This window comes from Rhodoferax ferrireducens (assembly GCF_003347515.1).
GTDB lineage: Bacteria > Pseudomonadota > Gammaproteobacteria > Burkholderiales > Burkholderiaceae_C > Rhodoferax.
In genome coordinates this window covers 60,430-77,466 of the sequence record NZ_QEII01000315.1, presented here as the reverse complement: position 1 = coordinate 77,466, position 17,037 = coordinate 60,430, and the positions used below count along the sequence as shown (strand labels likewise).

At 63.8% G+C, this 17,037-nt stretch carries 15 protein-coding genes and 1 pseudogene; 13 read left to right on the top strand and 3 right to left on the bottom strand.

Translation table 11 applies throughout. The annotated features are described in order from the left end of the window. Positions 1–3: 3 nt before the first annotated feature. Complete coding sequence (locus C5P05_RS27370) at positions 4–1,131, bottom strand: helix-turn-helix domain-containing protein (protein ID WP_114973204.1); 1,128 nt, start codon at positions 1,129–1,131, stop codon at positions 4–6. Between the two features lie 243 nt (positions 1,132–1,374). On the opposite strand from C5P05_RS27370, the gene C5P05_RS27365 reads away from it, so the two are divergent. The 5 genes from C5P05_RS27365 (at position 1,375) to C5P05_RS27345 (ending at position 5,722) form a co-directional block, all read left to right on the top strand. After that, positions 1,375–1,851 carry a 4Fe-4S dicluster domain-containing protein gene (locus tag C5P05_RS27365; protein WP_114973031.1) on the top strand — a complete coding sequence of 159 codons (477 nt, stop codon included), beginning with the start codon at positions 1,375–1,377 and terminating at the stop codon, positions 1,849–1,851. 12 nt (positions 1,852–1,863) lie between these two features. Next, the gene (locus tag C5P05_RS27360) at positions 1,864–3,711 is read left to right on the top strand and encodes an aldehyde ferredoxin oxidoreductase family protein (RefSeq protein ID WP_114973030.1); all 1,848 of its coding nucleotides are present in this window, start codon (positions 1,864–1,866) and stop codon (positions 3,709–3,711) included. Between the two features lie 64 nt (positions 3,712–3,775). Then, positions 3,776–5,143, top strand: a complete 1,368-nt coding sequence (locus C5P05_RS27355; RefSeq protein WP_114973029.1) for an NAD(P)/FAD-dependent oxidoreductase — start codon at positions 3,776–3,778, stop codon at positions 5,141–5,143. An 11-nt stretch (positions 5,144–5,154) separates the two neighbouring features. Next, positions 5,155–5,409 carry a MoaD/ThiS family protein gene (locus C5P05_RS27350; RefSeq protein WP_114973028.1) on the top strand — a complete coding sequence of 85 codons (255 nt, stop codon included), beginning with the start codon at positions 5,155–5,157 and terminating at the stop codon, positions 5,407–5,409. Between the two features lie 13 nt (positions 5,410–5,422). After that, positions 5,423–5,722 carry a hypothetical protein gene (locus C5P05_RS27345; protein ID WP_114973027.1) on the top strand — a complete coding sequence of 100 codons (300 nt, stop codon included), beginning with the start codon at positions 5,423–5,425 and terminating at the stop codon, positions 5,720–5,722. A 104-nt stretch (positions 5,723–5,826) separates the two neighbouring features. Here the strand turns inward: C5P05_RS27345 and C5P05_RS27340 are convergent, their stop codons facing one another. Continuing rightward, complete coding sequence (locus tag C5P05_RS27340; RefSeq protein WP_114973026.1) at positions 5,827–6,669, bottom strand: IclR family transcriptional regulator; 843 nt, start codon at positions 6,667–6,669, stop codon at positions 5,827–5,829. 173 nt (positions 6,670–6,842) lie between these two features. On the opposite strand from C5P05_RS27340, the gene C5P05_RS27335 reads away from it, so the two are divergent. The 8 genes and pseudogenes from C5P05_RS27335 to C5P05_RS27300 all read left to right on the top strand — a co-directional run. After that, positions 6,843–7,889, top strand: a complete 1,047-nt coding sequence (locus C5P05_RS27335; RefSeq protein ID WP_114973025.1) for an ABC transporter ATP-binding protein — start codon at positions 6,843–6,845, stop codon at positions 7,887–7,889. Continuing rightward, the gene (locus C5P05_RS27330) at positions 7,886–8,740 is read left to right on the top strand and encodes an ABC transporter permease (protein WP_114973024.1); all 855 of its coding nucleotides are present in this window, start codon (positions 7,886–7,888) and stop codon (positions 8,738–8,740) included. The genes C5P05_RS27335 and C5P05_RS27330 overlap by 4 nt, the downstream gene beginning before the upstream one ends. 4 nt (positions 8,741–8,744) lie before the next feature. Continuing rightward, complete coding sequence (locus C5P05_RS27325) at positions 8,745–9,539, top strand: ABC transporter permease (RefSeq protein ID WP_114973023.1); 795 nt, start codon at positions 8,745–8,747, stop codon at positions 9,537–9,539. Beyond that, a complete protein-coding gene (locus C5P05_RS27320; protein ID WP_114973022.1) occupies positions 9,536–9,844 on the top strand; it encodes a (2Fe-2S)-binding protein in 309 nt (102 codons plus the stop codon). The genes C5P05_RS27325 and C5P05_RS27320 overlap by 4 nt, the downstream gene beginning before the upstream one ends. Further along, positions 9,841–11,244 carry an NAD(P)/FAD-dependent oxidoreductase gene (locus C5P05_RS27315; RefSeq protein ID WP_114973021.1) on the top strand — a complete coding sequence of 468 codons (1,404 nt, stop codon included), beginning with the start codon at positions 9,841–9,843 and terminating at the stop codon, positions 11,242–11,244. Before C5P05_RS27320 ends, C5P05_RS27315 begins: the two co-directional genes overlap by 4 nt. After that, complete coding sequence (locus tag C5P05_RS27310; RefSeq protein WP_114973020.1) at positions 11,241–12,395, top strand: NAD(P)/FAD-dependent oxidoreductase; 1,155 nt, start codon at positions 11,241–11,243, stop codon at positions 12,393–12,395. The genes C5P05_RS27315 and C5P05_RS27310 overlap by 4 nt, the downstream gene beginning before the upstream one ends. Next, on the top strand, positions 12,392–13,465 hold the full coding sequence (locus C5P05_RS27305) for an ABC transporter substrate-binding protein (RefSeq protein ID WP_114973019.1): 1,074 nt from the start codon (positions 12,392–12,394) through the stop codon (positions 13,463–13,465). Before C5P05_RS27310 ends, C5P05_RS27305 begins: the two co-directional genes overlap by 4 nt. Positions 13,466–13,556: 91 nt before the next feature. After that, positions 13,557–14,990, top strand: a pseudogene (locus tag C5P05_RS27300) (aldehyde dehydrogenase family protein); the annotation flags it as partial. A 111-nt stretch (positions 14,991–15,101) separates the two neighbouring features. Here the strand turns inward: C5P05_RS27300 and C5P05_RS27295 are convergent. Next, on the bottom strand, positions 15,102–17,021 hold the full coding sequence (locus C5P05_RS27295) for a putative bifunctional diguanylate cyclase/phosphodiesterase (RefSeq protein ID WP_114973017.1): 1,920 nt from the start codon (positions 17,019–17,021) through the stop codon (positions 15,102–15,104). Positions 17,022–17,037: the final 16 nt, after the last annotated feature.

Below are 17,037 nucleotides of genomic sequence, written 5' to 3'. Positions count from 1 at the left end.
GCATCAGTGGGGCTTTTTGTGCCCTAGTTTGCGGTACACCGTGGCGCGGCTGATGCCCAAGGCGCGGGCGGCCTGGGCCACATTGCCCCGGGCCTGGTCAACGGCCTCGCGAATCAGGGCGGTTTCAATGTCTCTCAAAGGCAAGCGGTCGCCGGTGCTTGTGCGCAGCCCGGCCTCAACAGGCCGCCCTTCACTTGAACGCTCTATCGGCAGGGCTTGCAGCCGCAGGCCGGTCCACAGGGGAATTTCAAGCCGGGCGTCACGCCGGCGAGCGGCATCGAACAGCAATTCGTACGGAATGCCGAAGACCTCACCCGTGTGCACAGGGGGCTGCCCGGGTGTGGCCAGCTTGGGCAGCATCTGGCGTGCAATCTGGTTGGCCCCGGTGATCCAGCCATCCGCGTCCAGGCAGACGAGGCCATCCGCTTCACTACCCATGGCGTAGCCCGGCCAGTTCAGGCGCACCATCAGATGGTGTGTTTGCGCCAGGACCAGCGCGTTTTCTATCTTCTGGGCGGATTGGGTGACCAGATGCTTGAGTTCGGGGCGCTCTACAACATCAATGCCGGTCAAGTCCAGCATGCCGACGCAGCCGCCGTCCGGGCCGAACAGGGGCGCGCCGGCGCAGCTGTACATGGATGCGCTGGTAAAGAAGTGTTCCCCCCGGTGCAACCACACTGGCTGCAATTCGGTCAGGGCCGCGCCAATGGCTGTGGTGCCGACGCTGTGCTCCGATAAATCGGTGCCTATGCGAGTGATGCTATGGGCGCGTGGGTCGGAGTGATCGATCGGGCCACTGACATCCACCACCACGCCCGCGGCGTTGGTGAGAATCGCAAAGTAGCGCGTGTTCACAATCGCGCGCCCGAGGGCGTTCAAAATGGGTTTCGCCGACTGCACCAGCCGCTGATTGCCCTCCGCCGTGCGGCGCATCTGCTGAGGGCTCACCACGTCAAAGGTAACCGGCTCGTGGGCTTGCAGCCCCAAGTTCATGCAGCGCCGCCAGGAGCGTTCAATCCAGGGCGAAATCCATCCGGCGGGTAGCGTGGCATGTTCCTGCAGAACGAGCTGGCGCGCACGCTCAATGTCTGTCAGCCGTTGGGACGGGCTGGCGAAGTTGGGGCTGGCCATGGGCGGGTTTGACGAGGTGGGTCGCATGGTTGGAGAGGTGCCGTTTTTCACCGCGATGGCAATTTTCGTCCACAACGGGCTTGCGCTACGGTGTTTCATATTGAGAATTTCATGGTAACGCGTACCGCAAGCTAGGGTTATCCCTAGAGATTTAGTCCCCCGGAGGTCCAACAATGGCTATGTATTCAAATTCATAGGCAAGGCATTGCATACGTTGCATGCCGCTACCCAGAGGAGAGACACATGCAAAAAGTGTTGCACATCAATCCAGACAAGTGCACCGGTTGTCTGCAGTGCGAAATGGCCTGTTCGTTCGAGAACTACGGCACCTTCGCCACCGCTAAATCCCGCATCAAGGTGTTTGACTTTCACCATACCGGCAAAAAAGTGCCCTACACCTGTACCCAGTGCGATGAGGCCTGGTGTCTGCACGCCTGCCCGGTCGAGGCGATCACGGTGGACCTGCTCACTGGCGCCAAAGTGGTGAACGACTCCACCTGCGTCGGCTGCAAGGTCTGCACCATTGCCTGCCCGTTTGGCACCATCAATTACGTCCAGGAAACCGGCAAGGTGCAAAAGTGCGACCTCTGCGGCGGCGAGCCGGCTTGCGCCGACGCCTGCCCCACCGGGGCCATCACCTTCATCGATGCCAACTGGACCGGTCTGGGCCGGATGGCGCAGTGGGCCGACAAGCTTGGCAACCAACCCACCGCTGTTTAAGGAGAGACCATCATGTCATGGGCAGGAAAAATTCTTCGCGTTGACTTAGGCGCCGGCACCGCCAAGTCCGAACCCCTCAATATGGACTGGGCGCGCGCCTACATCGGCTCGCGCGGTCTGGGCTCCAAATACCTGGTGGAAGAGATTGACGCCACCGTCGATCCGCTGTCACCAGCCAACAAGATCATCTGGGCCACCGGCCCGCTGACCGGCACCATGGCCTCTACCGGCGGCCGCTACACCGTCATCACCAAGAGCCCGCTGACGGGGGCCATTGCCTGCTCCAACTCGGGCGGCTACTGGGGTGCCGAGCTGAAGATGGCGGGCTGGGACATGGTGATTTTTGAAGGTAAAAGTGACAAGCCGGTCTACCTCTACATCAACGACGACATCGCAGAGCTGCGCGACGCCGCCCACCTGTGGGGCAAGAGCATCTGGCAGACCGAAGAGATGCTCAAGAAAAGCCTGCAAGACCCGCTCACGCGTGTGTCGAGCATCGGCAAGGCGGGTGAAAACGGCGTGCTCTATGCCAGTGTGGTGAATGACTTGCACCGCGCCGCCGGCCGCTCGGGTGTGGGTACCGTCATGGGCAGCAAAAACCTGAAGGCGATTGCAGTGCGCGGCACCAAGGGTGTGGGCAATATCCACAACCCGAAAGCCTTCATGAAGGTGATTGCCGAGAAGAAAAAAATCCTCGCCGAGAACTCCGTCACCGGCCAGGGCCTGCCCACCTACGGCACGCAGGTGCTGATGAATGTCATCAACGAGATGGGCGCGCTGCCGACGCGCAATCACCGCGACAACGCGTTCGAGGGCGCCAAGGACATCTCGGCCGAAGCCATGGCCACGCCGCGCAAGACCGACGGCAAAAAGCAGCTGGTCACCAACCAGGCCTGCTTTGGCTGCACCATTGCCTGCGGGCGCATCAGCAAAATTGACGAGACTCATTTCACGGTGGCCAACAAGCCGCAGTACTGGGGCGCGTCGGGCGGCCTGGAATACGAAGCGGCCTGGGCGCTGGGTGCGGCCAATGGGGTGAAAGACCTGGAGGCGCTGCAATACGCCACCATGCTGTGCAACGAAGAAGGCATTGACCCGATCAGCTTTGGCGCCACCGTGGGCGCGGTGATGGAAATGTATGAAATGGGCGTGTTGACCAAGGAGCAGATTGGCATCGAGGCGCCGTTTGGCTCGGCCGAAGCCCTGGCGTTTTTGACCGAGGAAACCGTTTACGGACGAGGCTTTGGCAAGGAAATCGGCCAGGGCTCCAAGCGCCTGACCGCCAAGTTCGGCCAGCCCGACCTGAGCATGACCAGCAAGGGCCAGGAGTTCCCCGCTTACGATGGCCGGGCCATTCAGGGTATTGGCTTGGCGTATGCCACGTCCAATCGCGGCGGCTGCCATTTGCGCGGCTACACCATTGCCTCCGAAGTGCTGGGCATTCCGGTCAAGACCGATCCGCTGGAACACGAGGGCAAGCCTGAACTGGTCAAGGCCTTCCAGGACGCCACTGCGGCTTTTGATTCCTCCGGCTTGTGCATCTTCACCAGCTTCGCCTGGGGCCTGGCCGATCTGGCACCGCAACTCGCGGCCGCCTGTGGCGACCAGTACACCACCGAAGAGCTGGAGAAAGTCGGTGAACGCATCTGGAACATGGAGCGCGAGTTCAACAACCGCGCCGGCTTCACCGCCAAGGACGACAGCCTGCCCAAACGCCTGCTGACTGAAGCCTGCAAGACCGGCCCCTCCACAGGCAAGGTCAACATGCTGGCCGAGATGATGCCCAAGTATTACGCCGTGCGCGGCTGGGACCCGGAAGGCCGACCCACCGAAGCCACCCGCGAGCGCCTGGCACTGTAGCGCCGCGCTGAAGCAACGAAGTAGCGGTCCCCGGTGGCCGCTTTTCTTTTTTGGAGAAATCACCATGACTCATCACGTCATCCTCGGTGCCGGCCCCGCCGGTGTCATTGCCGCTGAAACCATCCGCAAGCTGGCGCCGCTGGATGCCATCACCATCGTCGGCGATGAGCCCGAGCCGCCGTACTCCCGCATGGCCATTCCCTACCTGCTGATGGGCAATGTGGACGAGCACGGCACCTACCTGCGCAAGAGTTCGACACATTTTTCGGATTTAAAGGTACATCTGCTTCAAGCCACCGTTAGTCATGTGGATGCAGCTGCAAAAACAATCGTATTTGACGATGATGAAACGCTCGCCTTCGACACTTTGTTGATCGCCACCGGCTCGCACCCCGTGCACCCGCCCATCCCCGGCATCGACTCGGCCGGCGTTCACACCTGCTGGACGCTGGAAGACGCCAGGGCGATCATGGCGCTGGCCACCCAAGGTGCACGCGTGCTGCAGCTGGGCGCCGGCTTTATCGGCTGCATCATCATGGAAGCGCTGGCGTCGCGCGGTGTGCATTTGAGCGTGGTCGAGATGGGCGACCGCATGGTGCCGCGCATGATGGGCCCGACCGCCGGCGGCATGATTCGCGACTGGTGCGAGGCCAAGGGCGTCGAGGTTTTTACCGGCACGCGGGTGGAATCCATTGAACCGCAAGGCGCAGCGCAACTCGGTCTGGTAGATAAGCTCGCCAGCGCCATTGGGTTCAAGATAGAAGCAACCCAACAGCCCGCCCTGCGGGTGCGACTGTCCAATGGAAAACACCTCGATTGCGATCTGGTGATCAGCGCCGCCGGTGTCCGGCCAGCCATCGGTTTTCTGGAAAAATCCGGCATCACCTGCCTGCTGGGTGTGCTGACCGACGAGCACCTGCAAACCAATGTGCCCGGCATTTACGCCGCTGGCGACTGTTGCGAGGCCTTTGACAAGATCAGCGGAAAAATGATCGTCAGCGCCATCCAGCCCAACGCGGCGGAGCAGGCCCGCGTGGCGGCCATGAACATGGTGGCCTTTGCCCGTGGCGCGGCGCCGGCCGCCGAACTCAAGGGCGTGACACAAATCAACGTGCTGGATACGCTGGGGCTGATCTCCGCCAGCTTTGGTGACTGGCAGGGCCGCCCCGGCGGCGAGCATGTGGAGCTGACCGATCATGCTGCTGGTCGCCATCTCAGCTTGCAGTTCAAGGACGACGTGCTGGTGGGTTGCAACAGCGTGGGCTGGACCGAACATGTCGGCGTGATGCGTGGGCTGGTCGAGGGCCAGGTGAAACTCGGCGCCTGGAAAGAAACCTTGAAGGCCGACCCGACCAAGCTGATGGAGGCCTACCTCGCCAGCGCCCAGGCGCAAGGCACCTGGTCCGGTGCGCAGGACGCGCGGCGGCGCTAGAATTTTTGACCATGAAAATCACCTTCAAGCTCTTTGCCTCGCTCACGGATTACCTGCCGGTGCAAGCCCGCTACACCAACGTGCTGGAGCTTGACGTTGCGCCGGAGGCCAGCATCAGCCAGATCGTCGAACCCTACGGACTGCCGCCCAAGCTCGTGCATCTGGTGCTGATCAACGGTAAATATATCGAGCCGGAAAAGCGCCTGACGCAGACGCTGAACGAAGGCGATGTCTTGGCCATCTGGCCGCCGATTGCGGGTGGCTGAGGTGGGCGCGTGAATGCAATCCTTCTACGCTGTGAGGTTTGAGCGCGAGATGGGTTGTACCGAGGACGAGTGGCTGCGCTGGCTGCCTGACGCCATTGGCGATCACCACTGGAAGTTGCAGACACATTCGGCCGGTGTGCGCATTGGGGATGGCGCCCTCGGCCTGAGTTGGACCACCGGCCAGCCGCGCGTGATCGCGCTCATGCGCATGCCCCGCCTGCTGGTGAGTTTCCGCTTTGTCGGGCTGGACGAGGCCCAGCGCTATGCGTTCATGAAACGGTTTGATTTGTATATGCAGCGGGGAGGAGGGTGAGTCTAAATGGTAAATCAGCCTCTAGCGCCTGTCATATAAGCGCATATAGCTATAAATAACGTAGCGAGTCATACTTCGAGTGCATGTCGCCATTCACCGCCCCCTTAGTTGGGCGCTAAAGCCGCCAAACTCTGCACCGGCCGCCGCAGTGTCGGATCAAATGGATTGATTTTCGGACTGATTGCCTGCGCCTCGCGCTTGAGCAAGGCCACCACGGTGGGCAGGCGCTCGGGGTTCAGGCGGGCGGCGATGGTGCCCACGCTCAAGGCGGCCACGGCGCGCCCCTCGTGGTCGCAGACCGGCACGGCGACGCCGGCCATGCCTTCCAGCAAGCCGGTGTTGCGCCCGGCGTAACCGAGCTCGCGCACGCGGTCGATCTCGGTGCGCAGATAGACCTCGTCAAACACACCCAATTCGCGAACGCGCGGCAGGTTGAAGCGGATGATTTCTTCGCGCTCGGCCTCGGGCAGAAAAGCCAGTATCGCCAGGCTGCCTTGCCCAATGCCCAAAGCCACGCGCCCGCCGATGTCGCCGGTGAAGGAGCGGATCGGAAACGGCCCTTCGCTGCGGTCCAGGCAGACGGCGTCAAAGCCGCTGCGCGCCAGCAAAAAAATGGTGTCACCGAGACTGGCGCACAAGCGCAACAGGGTCGGGCGGCACAGCTCGCGCAAGTTCATCGGGTTGCCGGCGCGCGCGGCCAAGACAAAAAATCCGATGCTCAGGCGATAGTGTTTGCTGCGCTCGTCCTGCTCAACCATGTTTTGGGCGATCAAGGCCTGCAGCGTGCGGTGAACTGTGGCTTGGGTCAGTCCCACCGACTTGGCGATTTGGGTCACGCGCATGCCTTCGGCGCTGGCTTGCGCGAGCAGGCGGATGATCGCAAAAGCGCGCTCCAGCCCGCCTACGCCAGGTCTTTCTGGTTTTAATGTATCTTTTGATGAAATCATTTTTTGTAATTTACTACAGTTATTCCATTAATCGGAATAAATTACAAATAAATGTCGTTTAGTGGAATACCCCGTTGACGCCAAGTTTCCTTTAAAACATCATTTGCCTGACATCATCGCGACACAGTGCAAGTGCCTGGCCTGTTGGCGAGTGTGATGAAAAGGAGTTTTCAATGTCTTTCCTGACGCTTGCCGATGTGTCCAAGTTCTATGGCCCGACCTGTGCTGTGGACAGCATGAGCCTGAGTGTGCAGAAGGGCGAATTCGTGTCGCTGCTCGGCCCCTCGGGCTGCGGCAAGACGACGACGCTGCAAATGATTGCCGGCTTCGCCGAGGTCAGCAGCGGCCAGATCCTGCTGGACGGGCGCGACATCACCCACGCCAAACCCAACTCACGCGGCTTGGGCATCGTATTCCAGAGCTACGCGCTGTTTCCGCACATGACGGTGTTTGACAACGTGAGCTTTGGGCTGGAGATGCGGCGCATGCCCAAAGCCGAGCGGCGCGAGCGTGTTGACGCCGCGCTGGCCCTGGTGCATCTGGAGCAGCACAGCGGGCGCTATCCGCGTGAGTTGTCGGGCGGCCAACGCCAACGGGTGGCGCTGGCACGGGCGCTGGTGATCGAGCCGCCGGTGCTGCTGCTCGATGAGCCGCTGTCCAACCTGGACGCCAAGCTGCGCGAAGAAATGCAATTCGAGTTGCGCCAAATCCAGCGCAAGGTCGGCACCACCACCATCATGGTCACGCACGACCAGACCGAGGCCATGTCCATCAGCGACCGGGTCGTGGTGATGCAGGCCGGCCGGGCGACGCAGATTGATGCGCCCTACAAGTTGTACGAGCAGCCGCAGACGAAATTCATCTCCACCTTTGTCGGCAAGGCGAATCTGATCTCGGGCCGGGTGAGCCGCACCGGCGCCCGAGCGCAAATTGATCTGGGCCGGCTGCAGGTCGAGGTGGACGGCGCGGGCCTGGCGTCGGGTGGCGAGGTGACTTTGAGTCTGCGGCCGGAAAAAATCAGCTTCGTACCCGCCGGGCAAGGGCAGCTTGACGGCGTGGTCAGCGAGCGCTTTTTTCTGGGCAGCCAGTGGCTCTACCACCTCAGCACCCCGGTCGGTGACCTGACGGTGAGCTGCCCGAATGGCGACGCCGTGCCGCTGGAGGAGCAGGGCCGCACCGGCCTGACCTGGGCCGCCGGCTCGCTGCGGGTGTTGCCATGAACGCGCGCGCGGTCACCACCCCCTGGGCGCTGTCCACGCCGGCGCTGGTCTTGTTCGGTTGCCTGCTGCTGGTGCCGCTGGCGCTGACCGCGGTGCTGTCGTTCAATGTGTTCGATCACGTCACCGGGGTCAAGAACGAATTCACGCTGGCGCACTACGCGGCGGTGCTGGGCGACGAGTACTACTACGGCATCTTCTGGCGCACCTTCTGGATCGCCGGCCTCACCACGCTGATCTGTCTGGCCATCGGCGCGCCCGAGGCCTATGTGCTGAGCCGCATGGGCAATCCGTGGCGCTCGATCTTCCTGCTGGTGGTGCTGGCGCCCCTGCTGGTGTCGGTGGTGGTGCGGGCCTTCGGCTGGAGCATGCTGCTCGGCCCCCAGGGCGTCCTCAACCAGGCGCTGCAAACCGTCGGCCTGGGGCCGGTGCGTATTCTCTATACCGAGGCAGCCGTCATCATCGCCCTGGTGCATGTGATGCTGCCCTTCATGGTGATCCCGGTCTGGACCTCGCTGCAAAAACTCGACGCCGGGGTGGAAGACGCCGCGCTGTCGCTCTCGGCCTCGCACTTCACCACGCTACGGCGCATCGTGTTGCCGCAGGTGATGCCGGGCATTCTGTCGGGCAGCCTGATCGTGTTTGGCCTGAGTGCCAGCGCATTCGCCATCCCCGGTTTGCTGGGCGGGCGGCGGCTCAAGATGGTGTCCACGGTGGTCTATGACGAGTACCTGCATGAGCTGAACTGGCCGCTGGGCGCGGCGCTGGCGCTGGTCCTGCTGCTGGCGAATCTGGTGGTGATGCTGAGCTACAACCGCGTGCTGGAGCGCAGCTACAAGAAAGCGCTGGGCTGACACCATGGCAAAAAATGGCCCCCTGGCGCTCGCCTTCAACGCCCTCGTCATCAGCTTCATGCTGGCGCCGCTGCTGATCGTGTGCATCGTGGCGTTCACGCCCGAGAACACCTTGACGCTGCCGACCAGCCACTTTTCCCTGCGCTGGTTCAAGGCGGTGTTCGCCCACCCGGACTTCGTGACCTCGTTCTGGAACAGCCTGTGGCTGGCCTTGTCGTCGGCCACCCTGGCGACCCTGATTGCCGTGCCGGCCGGGCTGGCCATCACGCGCTACCACTTTGCCGGGCGCGATGCGCTCAACGCGCTGTTTCTGTCGCCATTGATCATCCCGCACCTGGTTCTGGGCGTGGCCTTGCTGCGGCTGTTCTCGCTGATCGGTGCCACCGGCAGTTTTTTCTGGCTGGTGCTGGCCCATGTGGTGGTGGTCACGCCTTATGTGCTGCGGTTGGTGGTGGCGGCATCCACCGGGGCGGACCGCAGTTGTGAGCAGGCGGCGCTCTCGCTCGGTGCCAGCGACATGACGGTGTTCAGGCGCATCACCTTGCCGATGATTTTGCCGGGCGTCAGTGGCGGCTGGCTGCTGGCCTTCATCAACAGTTTTGACGAAGTGACGATGTCGATTTTTGTCACGGCGCCGGCGACCGTGACCTTGCCGGTGCGCATGTACATGTACGCCACCGAGTCGATCGACCCGCTGATGGCAGCGGCCTCGGCCTTGATGGTGGCCTTCACGGCTGGCGTCATGGTGTTGCTGGACCGGCTCTATGGCCTGGACAAGATTCTGGTGGGGGGCAAATGAACGAAACCGTACCCAAACCCCTTTTCAAGCGTTTGGCCGAGACACAGCGCGAGCGCGTGAGCTTCACGCTGGACGGCCAGCCGCTGGACGCGCTGGTGGGGGACACCGTACTGACGGCCGTGTTGACGCACCGCGCGAGGCTGCGCCACAGCGAATTCAGCGGCGAGGCGCGCGCCGGGTTTTGCCTGATGGGGGCCTGCCAGGATTGCTGGGTCAGCACCGAGAGCGGTGAGCGCTACCAGGCTTGTTCCACCTTCATCACGGCCGGCATGCGGCTGGTGACGCAGCCGGGCGGTGCCGCATGACGGCCGCACTGCAAGCCGTCATTGTGGGCGCCGGGCCGGCCGGTATTCGCGCGGCGCAGACGCTGGTCCAGCATGGCTTGCGCCCGATCGTGCTGGACGAGGCGCCGCGCTGGGGCGGCCAGATCTACCGCCAGCCGCCGGCGCATTTCCAGCGTTCCAAAAAGACGCTTTACGGTTTCGAGGCTGGGCGCGCCGAGGCGGTGCACACCGCAATGGCCGACCTGCTGCCGCATGTTGACTACCGGCCCAACACGCTGGTGTGGAACGCTGAGGGCGGCCAGCTGGATGTGCTGCACCAGGGGCAAACCGCGACCGTGGCCTACTCTCATCTGATCGTGGCCACCGGTGCGACTGACCGGGTCTTGCCGTTTGCCGGCTGGACCACCCCCGGGGTCTACACCCTGGGCGGCGCGCAAGTGGCGCTCAAGTTCCAGGGCTGCGCCATCGGCAGCCGCGTGGTGCTGATGGGCAGCGGCCCCTTGCTCTACCTCGTGGCCTACCAATATGCCAAGGCCGGGGCCGAGGTGGCCGCCGTGCTCGATACCGCCACCTTGGGCGACCAAGTCGCGGCGCTGCCCGGCCTGCTGGTTCAGCCGGCCGTGCTGGCCAAAGGCTTGTATTACGTGGCCTGGTTGCGCGCGCATGGTGTGCGGCTGCAAGGTGGTGTGCGGCCGGTCCGGGTGCTCGGCGACGACCGTGTCAGCGGCGTCGTGTGGCGCGATGCACAGGGTGAACACACGTTGGACTGTGACGCCATCGGCTTGGGCTATGCGCTGCGGTCCGAGACCCAGCTGGCCGACATTCTGGGTTGCCGCTTCAGCTTCGATGCGGCGCAACGGGCCTGGTTGCCCGAACGCGACGCGGCCGGGCGCGCCAGCGTGGCCGGGGTGTACCTGGCCGGCGATGGTGCCGGCATCATGGGGGCCGATGCGGCCGAGTGGGCCGGTGAGCGCGCCGCGCTGGCGCTGCTGACCGATGCGGGGATCGGCGTTGACGCCACCGGCTTGGCGCGCGCCGCCACGCTGGAAAGCCAGTTGGCGCGCACCGGGCGGTTTCGCGCCGGCCTGGCGCGCGCCTTTCCCTTCCCCTCTGACTGGGCGGCGCAGGCGCCGGACGAGCTGGTGATCTGCCGCTGTGAAGAAATCACGGCCGGGGATTTGCGGCGCACGGCCCAGGCGACGGGGACGGTCGAGATGAACCGGCTCAAGGCGCTGACCCGTGTCGGCATGGGGCGTTGCCAGGGCCGCATGTGCGCACTGGCGGCGACGGAAATCCTGGCGCATTGCACCGGCCGCTCACCCGAGGAGGTGGGCCGCCTGCGCGGCCAGGCGCCGATCAAGCCGATTCCCTTCACCCTGATCCAGCCGGCGACGCCTCTTGTTTACAAGGAGCCGGCATGAAAGAGAAGCGGACTACCGACGTCGCCATCATCGGCGGCGGCATCGTGGGCGCATCGGCCGCGCTGGCCTTGCGCCAGATGGGCTTGTCCGTCACGCTGCTGGAACGCGACTTTTGCGGCTCGCGCTCCAGTGGCATCAACTATGGCGGCGTGCGTCGGCAAGGCCGTCCGCTCACGCAGTTGGCACTGTCGCAGCGGGCCCATGGCATCTGGGGCCGCCTGCCGGAACTGATTGGCATCGACGGTGAATACATCCGCTCGGGCCACCTCAAAATCGCACGCAGCGAGGCGGATCTGGCCGCGCTCGAAGCCTACCGGGAACGCAGTCGGGGCTTTGGCATGGAGCTGCAAATGCTCAGTGGCAAAACACTGCGGGCGCAATACCCGTGGCTGGGCGAGCGCGCCATCGGCGGCTCCTTCTGTCCGCAAGACGGGCATGCCAACCCGCGCCTGGTGTCGCCCGCCTTCGCGCGCGCCGCCGCCAGGCTTGGGGCCGATATTCGCGAGCAATGCCGGGTCGACGAGATGGCGCATGACGGCCAGCAGTTTGTGCTGCGTTCGGGCACGAGTCTGGAGGTGCGTTCGCGCTTCCTGCTCAACTGCGCCGGGGCCTGGGCCGGCAGCATCGCCGCGAATTTTGGCGAAACCGTGCCCATGGTGTCGTCGCATCCGGTGATGGCGGTGACCGAGCCCCTGGGCGTGTTCATGAACCTGAGCCTGGGCGTGGAGGGCGGCGGCATCTACGCCCGCCAGGCCCCGCGCGGCAATTGCGTCATCGGCGGCTCGCAAGGCTATGCGCTCGATGCCGACCGAGCCCGGCCCAGCCGTGAAGCGATCTCCCTGGTGCTGGCGCGAACCGTGGAGCTGCTGCCCGCGCTACGCCATGCCCACATCATTCGCTCCTGGAGCGGCACCGAAGGCTATCTGCCGGACCGCCAGCCGGTCGTCGGCTTCAGCACCACCACGCCCGGACTGATCCACGGCTTTGGCTTTGCCGGCGCCGGTTTCCAGATCGGACCAGCCGTCGGTGAAGTGCTGGCCGAACTGGTGCGCGATGGCGCCACGTCTACACCGATCACCGCGTTTTCGATTTCCCGCTACGCCGCTCCGGCGCCTCAATCCCCCCCGCAACCTGAAGGAGACTCACCATGAAACTCAGCTGTTCAAATACCTATACGGCGCGCCGTTCGCTGTTGTCGCTGGCCGCCGCGGCCCTCGCCCTGTCGGCCGGTGCGGCCAGCGCGCAAACCAAAACGCTGTACATCGGCATGAACGGTGGCGTCATGGAAAAGACCTGGACCGAGCACGTGTTTCCGGCCTTTGAGAAAGCCAATAACGTCAAGGTGGTGGTGGTGCCGGGCACCTCGTCCGACATCCTGGCTAAAGCGCAGGCGAACAAGGACAAACCGCAGATGCACGTCATGTTTCTCGATGACGGCGTGATGGTGCGCGCCATCGGCATGGGCTTGTGCGAAAAGATGAAACCCAGCCCGGCGCTCAATGAAGTTTTCCCGACCGCGCGCTTCAAGGGTGACATGGCGACCGGCGTGACCATGGGCATGACCGGCCTGGCCTATAACAAAAAGATGTTCAGCGAAAAAGGTTGGGCCCCACCGACCTCGTGGATGGACATGGCGGACCCGAAGTTCAAGGGCAAAGTGGTGTTCCAGTCCCTGTCTTCCTCCACGTTCGGGCTGCATGGCTTCCTGATGTTCAACCGCATCAAGGGCGGCAACGACAAGAACGTCGAGCCAGGATTTGCCGCCTGGAAGAGCAGCATTGGCCCCAACGTACTCGAATACATTCCGAGCTCGGCCAAGCTGTCCGAGATGCTGCAAACCGGCGAGGCTGCGATTGCACCGCTGACCCCCACCGCCGTGGCCACGCTGCAGGAAAAAGGCATCGCGGTGGAATACGCCCAGCCCAAGGAAGGCTCGGTGGTGCTGATGGTGGCCGAATGCGTGATCGCCAACAACAGCGAACCGGCGCTGGCGCAGAAACTGGCCGAGCATCTGCTCAGCGCCGAGGCGCAGGCGGCCGGTTTGCAGCACGGCAACCAGATTCCATCCAACCCCAAGGCCCCGGCCGTCGGGGATGACGCCAAGGCCCGGCTCAAGCAGTTTGGCGACTACATGAAGACCGCGGTTGTCGTCGACTGGGATGCCATCAACGAAAACCGCCCGGCCTGGAACGCGCGCTGGAACCGCAGCATTGAACGATAGAAAATAGAAAGCCCGAGATGACCCACACCACCGATGTTCAAACCCTCTTCAAGGCCATGGGCCTTGTGTTCGAGAGCGACAGCCGACCGGGCTGGCCGTCCACACGCCGATTGACGGCAGCCTGCTGGCGCGCGTCGCCGTCACTCCGGAGGCGCAGGCCAGTGCCGCCATCGCGCGTGCCCATGCCCGTTACGTGAGCTGGCGCGATGTGCCGGCGCCCAAGCGCGGCGAGCTGGTGCGGGCTTTTGGCGAAGCCGTGCGCCGGCACAAGGAACCGCTGGGCCGCTTGATCACGCTGGAGACCGGCAAGATCGTGCAGGAGGGGCTGGGCGAGGTGCAGGAAGTGGTGGACATTTGCGAATTCGCCGTGGGCCTGTCGCGTCAACTCTATGGCCTGACCATTGCCAGCGAGCGGCCCGATCACAAGTTGCTGGAAACCTGGCATCCGCTGGGCGTGGTGGGCATCATCTCGGCCTTCAACTTTCCCATGGCCGTGTTCGCCTGGAACGCCGCCTTGGCCCTGGTGTGCGGCAACACCCTGGTGTGGAAGCCGTCCGAGAAGACGCCGTTGTCGGCCCTGGCGCTCAACGGCCTGCTCCTGCAGACGGCCCGGGCACAGGGGCTCGACGCCGTAGGCTTGAGCGAGTTGTTGATTGGCGAGCGCGCAGTCGGTGAGGCCCTGGTGGCGCATCCGCACGTCAAGCTGGTCAGCGCGACCGGATCAACCGCCATGGGCCGGGCGGTGGGCGCCAGCTGTGCCACGCTGTTCAAGCGCTCGCTGCTGGAACTGGGCGGCAACAACGCTGCCATCGTCTGCCCGTCGGCCAATCTGGAACTGGTGGTGCGCGGTGTGGCGTTTTCGGCCGCAGGCACGGCCGGCCAGCGCTGCACCAGCTTGCGCCGGCTGATCGTGCACCGCTCGATTTATGACAGCCTGGTGGCCTCGCTGCTTCGGGTGTTTGAATGCCTGCCGGTCGGCGACCCGCTGGAAGCCGGCACGCTGGTCGGGCCCTTGATTGATGAGCGCGCTTTTGAGGCCATGCAGCGTGCGCTGGAGCAGGCACGGGCCGCCGGTGCAAAGGTCCACTTTGGCGAGCGTGAAACCGTGGGCGAAGCGTCCGCGTTCTATGTGCGCCCGGCCCTGGTGGAATTGAACGAGCAGAGCGGCCCCATGCTGCAAGAGACGTTCGCGCCGATTCTGTATGTGGTGCCCTACGACACATTTGACGAAGCCATCGCCCTCAACAACGCGGTCGCCCATGGCTTGTCGTCGGCTGTCTTCACGCAGGATCTGCGCGAAGCCGAAGTTTTCACGTCGGCGCGCGGGTCGGACTGCGGCATTGCCAACGTCAACATCGGCACCAGCGGGGCCGAGATCGGCGGCGCGTTTGGCGGCGAAAAGGAAACCGGCGGCGGCCGTGAATCCGGCTCGGATGCGTGGAAGGCGTACATGCGCCGGGCCACCAACACGATCAACTACGGAACATCTTTGCCGCTGGCGCAGGGGATCAAGTTCGAGGTGTAGGCCGCGGTCAATATTCCATTGTTCGCTGCAAATAAAGGGTTGCGTATGCTGGCGCCGACGCGCCATTGGTCGCAGTGCCGATGTTGAACTGGCCGGGGCACGATGCGGGCACTAACCCGACTGCTGCGCCCATTGGCTTTCCCACCCCTGGAATTGCTCTGCCGGCATCGGCTTGCTGAGCAGATAGCCTTGCGCCACATCGCAGCCCAGCCCCGCCAGACGCTCCCAGATCGCCTGGCTTTCCACCCCTTCCGCGACGACTTTCAGGCCCAGGTTATGACCCAGTTCGATCGTGGAACGAACAATCACCGTCGAATCGGCGCTTCCCACCATCGGCATCACGAACGATTGGTCGATCTTGACCCCATCCACCGGCAACTTCTGTAAATAGCTCAGGCTGGAATAACCGGTGCCGTAGTCGTCGACGAACAATTCGACCTCCAATTGCTTCAGGCGGCTGAGCGTCTCCAGGGCCACAGTCGGGTCCGCCATCAAGGCGCTTTCGGTCAGTTCGAACTGGATCAGCGCCGGGTCAAGACCCCAGGTCGAAAACAAGCCGCGGATCCGGTCGATCAGCCCGGGATCGTAGAGATCGTGTGCCGACAGATTGACCGCCAGCGCCCGCGCCAGCCCCGCTTCCTGCCAGGCGTAACTCTGGCTGAAGGCGGCGTCCAGCATCCAGTTGGTCAGCGGCGTGATCGTTCCCGCCTGTTCGGCCAGCTGGATGAACTCCGCCGTTGACACCATGCCGTGCTGCGGATGCTGCCAGCGCACCAAGGCTTCGGCGCCGCACACGCGCCGCGAGGCGATCGCCACCTTGGGCTGGCAATACAGGCGCAGTTCGTTGTGCTCGATGGCCCGGTGCAAATCGCCCATCAGCGCCAGCCGCCGGGTGTTTTCCTGCTCCTGCCCGCCGGTGTACATGGCATAGCCGCCGCGCACCGGCTTGGTCTGGTGCATGGCGGCGTTGGCGCGCCGGATCAGGGCATCGGCATCGCTGGCATGGCCGGGAAACAGGGCTATGCCGATGCCCACCCGCGCATCGAGCGTGAGGCCGGAAACCATCACCGGCTCGCGCAAGGTATTCACCAGCCCTTGCGCCACCTGGATCGCATACTCGGCGCCACCGGTCGGCAGCAGCAGGGCGAATTCGGCTTCCCCCACCCGCGCCAGCGTTTCCTTGTCCTGGACCGCGCCCGTCAGACGCCGGCCGAGTTCCTGCAGCAGTTCATCGCCCGCGCGGTAGCCCAAGACCTTGTTGATTTCATGAAAGCGGCCGACTTCGAGGTGCAACAGGGCCAGCGAGCGGTGCTGCTGTTTCGCCGCTTGCATCGCTTCTTCCAGTTGTTCCAGCAATAGCGTGCGATTGGGCAAGCCGGTCAGCGCATCGTAATACGCCAGGCGCGCGATGGTGGCTTGCGCTGCGCGATGCTGGACCCGCGTGCGCAAATTGGCAATGCCGTACGCCAGATCATCGGCCATCTCTTGGAGCAGCTTGACTTCTTGGGCATTGAAGGCATCGGGCTCCACCGCCGTCATGACCAGGGCGCCGAGCACCTCGCCCTCCACGCGCAGCGGAAAGGCGGTCGCGGCGGCGAAGCCCTTCAGGATCGCTTGCTCGCGCAACCGGACGTAGACTGAGCCCGCCATAGCGGGATCGGTAAGGATGTGCCGGCCCACGACGGGTTCACCGGTGCGGATCGCGGTGCCGGTCGCGCTGCGGCCGAATTCGGTATCGGCCCAGGTAAAATGAAACGTTTCGAGTAACTCTGTTTCCATCCCGTCGCACACCATCCAGCGGATGCTCTTGGGTTCATCGTGTTCGGCATAAGCGACGCAAGCCATTCGGTAGCCGCCGGTTTCCACGATGACCCGGCACATGTCGTGCAGCAGTTCCTGCTCGTTCGATGCCCGCAGCAGGGTACGGTTGCCGGCGCTCAAGGTGAGGAGGGCGCGGTTGACGCGCACCAACTCTTTCGCCACTGCAGAGTTCGTGTCGCCTTCAAGCGGTTCGTCAGTAGGATGTGCCATCAGCTGCCCAAGTGAA